General features: G+C 50.0%; 7 protein-coding genes. 4 read left to right on the top strand and 3 right to left on the bottom strand.

Features of this window, described 5'->3' with window-relative positions:
- The coding region (locus WBV27_RS01195) for a hypothetical protein (RefSeq protein WP_424198694.1) at positions 1-546 on the top strand (546 nt) is incomplete at its 5' end.
- Positions 547-602: 56 nt separating this feature from the next.
- On the top strand, positions 603-803 hold the full coding sequence (locus WBV27_RS01190; RefSeq protein ID WP_424198692.1) for a type II toxin-antitoxin system PemK/MazF family toxin: 201 nt from the start codon (positions 603-605) through the stop codon (positions 801-803).
- 130 nt (positions 804-933) lie between these two features.
- On the opposite strand, the gene WBV27_RS01185 is transcribed toward WBV27_RS01190, so the two are convergent.
- The gene (locus WBV27_RS01185) at positions 934-1650 is read right to left on the bottom strand and encodes a hypothetical protein (protein WP_424198690.1); all 717 of its coding nucleotides are present in this window, start codon (positions 1648-1650) and stop codon (positions 934-936) included.
- A gap of 277 nt (positions 1651-1927) precedes the next feature.
- Between WBV27_RS01185 and WBV27_RS01180 the strand changes: the two genes are divergently transcribed.
- Entirely contained in the window at positions 1928-2701 is a 774-nt protein-coding gene (locus WBV27_RS01180) for a TSUP family transporter (protein ID WP_424198688.1), read from the top strand.
- Between the two features lie 35 nt (positions 2702-2736).
- Positions 2737-3693 (top strand): AEC family transporter, encoded by a 957-nt coding sequence (locus WBV27_RS01175; RefSeq protein ID WP_424198686.1) that lies wholly within the window; start codon positions 2737-2739, stop codon positions 3691-3693.
- Between the two features lie 302 nt (positions 3694-3995).
- Here WBV27_RS01175 and WBV27_RS01170 read toward each other — a convergent pair whose 3' ends face one another.
- Both WBV27_RS01170 and WBV27_RS01165 read right to left on the bottom strand, forming a co-directional pair.
- Positions 3996-5144 carry an iron-containing alcohol dehydrogenase family protein gene (locus WBV27_RS01170; protein ID WP_424198684.1) on the bottom strand — a complete coding sequence of 383 codons (1149 nt, stop codon included), beginning with the start codon at positions 5142-5144 and terminating at the stop codon, positions 3996-3998.
- Positions 5145-5459: 315 nt separating this feature from the next.
- Positions 5460-6236 carry an ABC transporter ATP-binding protein gene (locus WBV27_RS01165; protein WP_424198682.1) on the bottom strand — a complete coding sequence of 259 codons (777 nt, stop codon included), beginning with the start codon at positions 6234-6236 and terminating at the stop codon, positions 5460-5462.
- Positions 6237-6346 lie beyond the last annotated feature (110 nt).

Raw genomic sequence — 6346 nt, 5'->3', positions numbered from 1 at the left:
AGCTTTGACGCTCAAAATGTAAGCGAGACAATTGAGAGTGATCATTTCGAAAACCAAGAACTCCAAGAATTTTATTTACTGAATGGTCAAAATGAATATGGCGTATTGAAGTTCAAGGAAAAGTATTATAACCTGTTTGTCAATTTGGGGGAATGGAGGTTTAACCAACGTTTACAGCATGCTCATATATGTATTGGATCTGAGAAAATTCATAATTTTTGTTTTCAAATCGAACTATCACAGTCAGTTTTTGACGATGACTATGTCTATATTATCAAGAATGCCACCAATCTTGCCGGTGATGGCTCTTTCGCAAGACTTTGCAGTGGATCAAAAAGTAAACAAGATAAATATGCTCGCCTTGATGCATTCTTACAACGACTGGATAACGAAATAATTGAATTGGATGGGAAAGACTGGGCTGTCATCTCAAAAATAAGCATTGACGAATTACACAACGAGGATTGTCAAGAGAAAATTTATCATGACTTAATGAATAATACGCTTCGTGCGATGTTATTGGTAGAGCAGATAAGAATCGAATAATCCTAGTTACTTTGAACCAGCTTCATGAAGGACAATAATCTGAGGAGTTGATTGAAATGAGATTATCAGATAGTACTGGAGAAACAGCTATTGAGCAGGTAGGAGAAAATTTTCAAGTGCAAGGAACTCCAGTAGTTCGCAAAGGTGATATCTGGCTTGCCAATTTAGGTACTTCAAATTTTGTGGGCTGTGAACAAAAAGGATACAGACCTGAAGTAGTAATACAAAATAACCTTGGAAATAAGGCCTCCATATAGTCTTGGAATCTTAATGTCGCCCAACAGGAATGAAGTGTAGAAATACGTATTTCTGAATAAAGCATAACATTCTTCAAAGTATGAAGAACGCTATGCTTTTTATCTATCAGCATTTTAAAACGTTCGCTTTCTAAGGAAGCAACTCATAATCCTCCGGCAGGATAAAATATTCCGGTGCCACAGTTTCGCTCATATCAACCACATCAAGGTTGAACTCATTTTCCCCGGAAGCCGAGCGGATACGTTTCAGGACATCTCCCTCGAAATAATAAAACATCCGGTCCCCATTTGCTGCGTAGTATTCTTCATAGACGAGGCCGTCTTCTTCCCAACTGCCGACGTAGGTGCTGCCGATATCCCTGAATGGCGGCGCTTCGATGATGCCGTCATCTTCCGTTTCTTCGGCGAGATTCGCGCTTTCATTCCGCGCAATCGTCCGGTTCAGGTGATCGACCACGTACGCTTGCCCGTCCAAAGTGAGGTGAGTCGTGTCCGTCCCTTCCCCGCTTATCCGGATGGCTTTATCCGTGCAGTCAACAGCGACCGTCATCGACCGGTCCTCCAGCTGATTCCCTGTGAATTCCTGGTAATGATATTGTGCCACATACTGCCTGCTCGCAAAAATCGCGAAATACGGATCGGCCAAATGAATGCTGGAAATGCTGGTATCGGCTTCCGCAGATGATTGGCTGTCGCTTCCTGCGGTTGACTCTACTGCTTCGCTTTGGTTGCTTGCGATGACGCTGCTTGATTCGTCCGATGCAGTTCCCTCATCCACCAGTCCGCAGGCGGCGGAAAATACGGCGATTGCCGTCAACGTACCTATTAAAGCTATTTTTCTTTTCATTTAAAGAACCTCCTTAAGCAAGGCCAAAGGGTCGTTCCATTGTTCTGACATTCGTTTCCTTGTGTTCATTATACGCCGTAATGAGTGTGGTCACTATGAAAAGCACTTCATTATGATAGAAGGATGGTGAATGCGGGTGCCGTTCCCTGTCATATCATTTGCATCGCCTGCTCCATTGGGCGCACAATAGAGGTGAATAATCAATTTGCCTTGTTGATCTCTGCAGCAACTATCTTAGTCCTTGTAAGTATTCCATCAAGCAAAGGTTGTGGAAAATATGATGTATGTGATTGTCTGCCTTGTTGCACTTGGCGCATCTTTTTTGACCCTTTTCTCCGGATTCGGGCTGAGTACGTTGCTGATGCCGGCATTCGCACTATTTTTCCCGTTGGAAACGGCTATAGCCATGACGGCGGTCGTCCATCTGGCGAATAATGTCTTCAAGTTGGTGCTGGTGGGGCGTAAAGTTGACAAAGAAGTACTATTAAAATTCGCCCTTCCCGGCATCCTTGCGGCTTTCGCGGGCGCGTGGTTGCTGACCTATTTTTCGGAATTGCCGCCGATCGCAAGCTACGCCATCGGCCCAAGGGACTTCCAGATTTCGGTGATCAAGGTCGTCATCGGGCTACTGATGGTCGGTTTTGCGTTTCTTGAATTGCTTCCGCGCTTCGAAAAGTTGGCGTTCGCTGAGAAATGGTTGCCGCTGGGAGGCGCCATCACCGGCTTCTTCGGCGGCCTGTCCGGTCATCAAGGTGCCCTCCGATCGGCCTTTCTCAGCAAAGTGGGCCTCCAGAAGGAAGCCTTCATCGCGACCGGCGTTGCCGCAGCCTTCTTGATCGACCTTACCCGGCTTTCCGTTTATGCAAACCATCTGGGCACCATCGGCACGGATGCCGACTGGACATTGGTTGCGGCTGCAATCGTTGCCGCTTTTGCGGGCGCCTTCATCGGCTCGCGGCTTCTGGAAAAAGTGACCTTGCGGGTTGTGCAGCTCATCGTGGGCGTCATGCTTGCCTTGGTGGGTGTTTTGCTCGCTGTCGGGCTGATCTGAAGGCACTGTTGGTTGATGAAGGGAGGATCTGTTCCATGAATGACATCATAATTATCGCCTTGAAGGCCTTTCCCGTCATCGCTTTGATAACGACAGGAGTGGTCCTGGAGAAGACTGCCTTCATCGGCGCCGATGTCGTCAAAGGCATGAAGAAGCTGATCTTGAATCTGGCATTACCCTGTCTTTTGTTTCTGATTTTGTTGGATGCCGATCTGCAAACGGACTACCTATGGGGCTCCGTCGCGGTCTTTATCACTTGCCTGTTGGCTTTTTCGATGGGATTTTTGTTCAAAAAAATGTGGAAATCGTCCAATGCGTTCTTCCCGTCGGTCTATTCCAGCTTCGTCACCGGCATCATCGGCTATCCGCTCTTCATCTCCACATTCGGCGCCGAGCACCTTTACAGATTGGCCATCCTCGATATCGGCAATCTGTTGTTCATCTTCATCGTGCTCGCGACGTTTTTGGATAAAGTCGGCTGCAACCAAACCGGCAGAAAAAGGATGAGCCTGAAGAATCAGGTCAAACATATCGTCAAATCCCCTTTCCTGATCACGATGTTCTTGGGAATCCTCGCCTCTATGCTTGGCGGAAGGACGTTTTTCCACACGAACCCTGTGACCTCTGCCTTTGTGGTTGCCGCCGGGATGCTCGCAGAAATCACCTTGCCGCTTATCCTGTTGGTAATCGGCTATGAACTCCATTTTGATTTGAAACAGCTTTTGGTGCCGCTGCCGGCGGTATTACTGAGGATCGGCATGATGCTCCTGTTGGCCTACCTGCTGAACACTTTCATCATCGACAGGCTGCTCGGATTGGACCGGCTATTTCAGATGGCCGTCTACACGATGTTCATCTGTCCGCCCTCCTTCATCATGCCTGTCTTCATCGAAGGCGATTGCCCCGACAAAAGCTTTATCCTGAATTTCCTCTCGCTGAACGTCGTATTGTCCATCGTGACGTTCATCATTCTGATGACGGTGCTGCTTTGACAGTTCAAGCTGCGGTGTAACAGCATCATGAAATGAATAGACAACCGCAAGATTTAATGTTCAGGCGCTGTGCACAGCGCCTCGAAGAGCTATCGGGGTTTGCTGGGAGTTGCTAGTGTTTGCTGGGGCGGGGTTTTCCCCGCCAAACAGACTTTGGCGGTTTATCTCGGGGCGCCCGATGCTGATTTAGCCCGCCAAATCAGTTTTGGCGGGCTATTTTGAACTGCTCGCAATAGAAATACCCCGTCGAAACCGGTTTTGACGGGGTATTTCTTGTTTATTGGAACTTAAAAAGCAGCCGGTTACGGCTGCTCCACATACATATCTTTCTTGGTCAACGTCCCGAACAGATCATAGAGGATATCATCCGTGATCTTGACTGGATTGTTATCGAGGTTCGGGTGATGGGATAGCTGCACCAATTCATCTACTTGCGCATCGGACAAGTCCAGACCCACCAGATCCGTCCGCAAGCCGATCTGTTTTTTCAGCGCTGTGATGGCTTCCGCCATCGCGGCTGCATCGGCGAAACCGAGTGCTTTGGCGAAGGCAGTCACGCGGCCATCCGTCTCCAGCTGGGCGTTCACTTTGGCGAAGTAGTCGATCGTCAATCCGCAAGCTTCGCCGTGCGGAATGCCGTACAAGTTAGTCAACGGATAGGAAACGGCGTGCGAAGAAGTCGTCTTCGGCAGCGCAAAAGCCAGGCCGGCGATGACGGAGGCTTCGGCCATCTTCTCGCGCGCCGTTGTATCATAGGGATTCGTATAGGCGAGCTGCAAGTATTCGAACACCAACTTAGCTGCATGGATCGCCAGCGCGTCGCAGATCGGTTGATGGTTCACGCTCCAGTAGCCTTCGATTGATTGGCAAAGGACATCGATCCCGGAGCAGGCGGTAACGGTCGGCGGACAAGTGTAGGTCAATTCCGGATCGACGACGGCATAAGCCGGGAAAAAGTTCGGCGAAAAGATCGGCGCTTTTTTACCGGTTGCGTGGTCGGAAAGGACCGAAACGCTCGTGACTTCGCTGCCGGTTCCGGATGTCGTCGGCACAGCAATCAAAGGCAGGAATGTTTCCGGCAAGGCTTCGCCGGTTCCGTGATATAACCTGATCGACTCGTCCACTGTGGCGATCGTCGCGGCGGCTTTGGCGAGGTCCATCACACTGCCGCCGCCCAATGCGACCACAAATTTTGAGCCATTCTCACGCATCAGTTCGGCACAGGCATCGACTTCGCTCACCTCAGGATTTGGCGAAACGTCGCTGTAGACAGCGGTCAGCAGGCCGTCCGCTTCCGCGATGACTTTGTCGGCGAGTCCGGATTTGCGGAAGGAACGCGAACAGATCAGGATGCCGTCCGTTTCCCCGAGCTGCGTGATGACCTCTTTCAATTCGGACAACTTTCCGTTCCCGAAGATGATTTTCACTGGTTGTTGATAATTCCAATCCATTCCATGCACCCTTTCTGTAGTAAATTTTTCTTTGTTAAATAGCTATAGGGCAGCCTCATTTTCGAGGCGGCCCATATTTTTGATGTTCATCATAAGTCAGCTTGCCCGCCTAGAACCGAAACCATGGATTCACGACTGTTATTCATGTTTTTCCCCGCGGGCGGGCCCGCTGAGACGGATACTTGCTCTTTATTCATCTTTTTCGAGCGCGATTAGTCAAAAAAGATGAATTCTTTTTAGTTATTCATCTTTTCAGGCCGTTTCCGGCCGTCCACCGGCCGAAGCCCGGCCTCACTCCTTATTATACCATCCAACCTAAACAGCCAGCTCTTCTTTTTGGTTGATGACGTTCAGGATTGATTCGCGCATCGTCATGTATTGTTTGGAGTAGCGGGCGCTTTCGCTGTTGGCGCCGTCCATGTCGTAGGTGAAGTCGGTGTCGAGTACCTTGACGATGCGGCCGGGGCGGCTGGACATGACGATGACTTTCGTCGCCAGCGACAAGGCTTCGTCCACGTCATGGGTGATGAAGAAGACGGTGCTCTGGTTCTTCATCCAGATGCGGCGGATCAGCGCCTGCATCTTGTCGCGGGTCAAGGCATCGAGCGCGCCGAACGGTTCGTCCATCAGGATCATGCCCGGTTCGTTGACCAGCACTTTGGCCAAGGAAGCGCGCTGCTTCATCCCGCCGGAAAGCTCATAAGGCTTACGGTTGGAGAAGTCCGTAAGTCCGACGATTTCAAGGTATTCCTCAGTAATCGCCTCACGTTCCTTTTCCGGAATGTTGCGCATGCGCAAGCCGAAATTGACGTTTTCCTTGATCGTCAGCCACGGATAGAGCGGCGGCGACTGGAAGACGACCCCCCGCTGCCAGTCCGGTCCTTCGATCGGCTTGCCGTTCATCAAGGCTTGGCCGTCAGTCGGCTGCATGAAGCCCGAGATGATGTTCAAGAGCGTGCTCTTGCCGCAGCCGGATGGTCCCATTACGCAGATGAACTCGCCTTCTTGGATGTCGAGATTGACTTGGGCCAAGGCCGTCACTGTCCCGATTTCACTGTTGTAGACCCGTTCGACATCCTCCAGTTTTACCACTGTCTTTCCGTTGATTCCTTCATAAGTCCTCTGCATAGCGGTTTCGTTGCCATTAATCTAACTAAATCTAGTTTATGTTTGCTTCCCTGTTCTTCGTGCCCGATTTGGTC

It is taken from the genome of Trichococcus sp., from assembly GCF_049589555.1.
In the GTDB taxonomy this organism is placed as follows: domain Bacteria; phylum Bacillota; class Bacilli; order Lactobacillales; family Aerococcaceae; genus Trichococcus.
The sequence above is the reverse complement of the archived record's forward strand: the minus strand, read 5'-3'. Positions and strand labels throughout refer to the sequence as shown.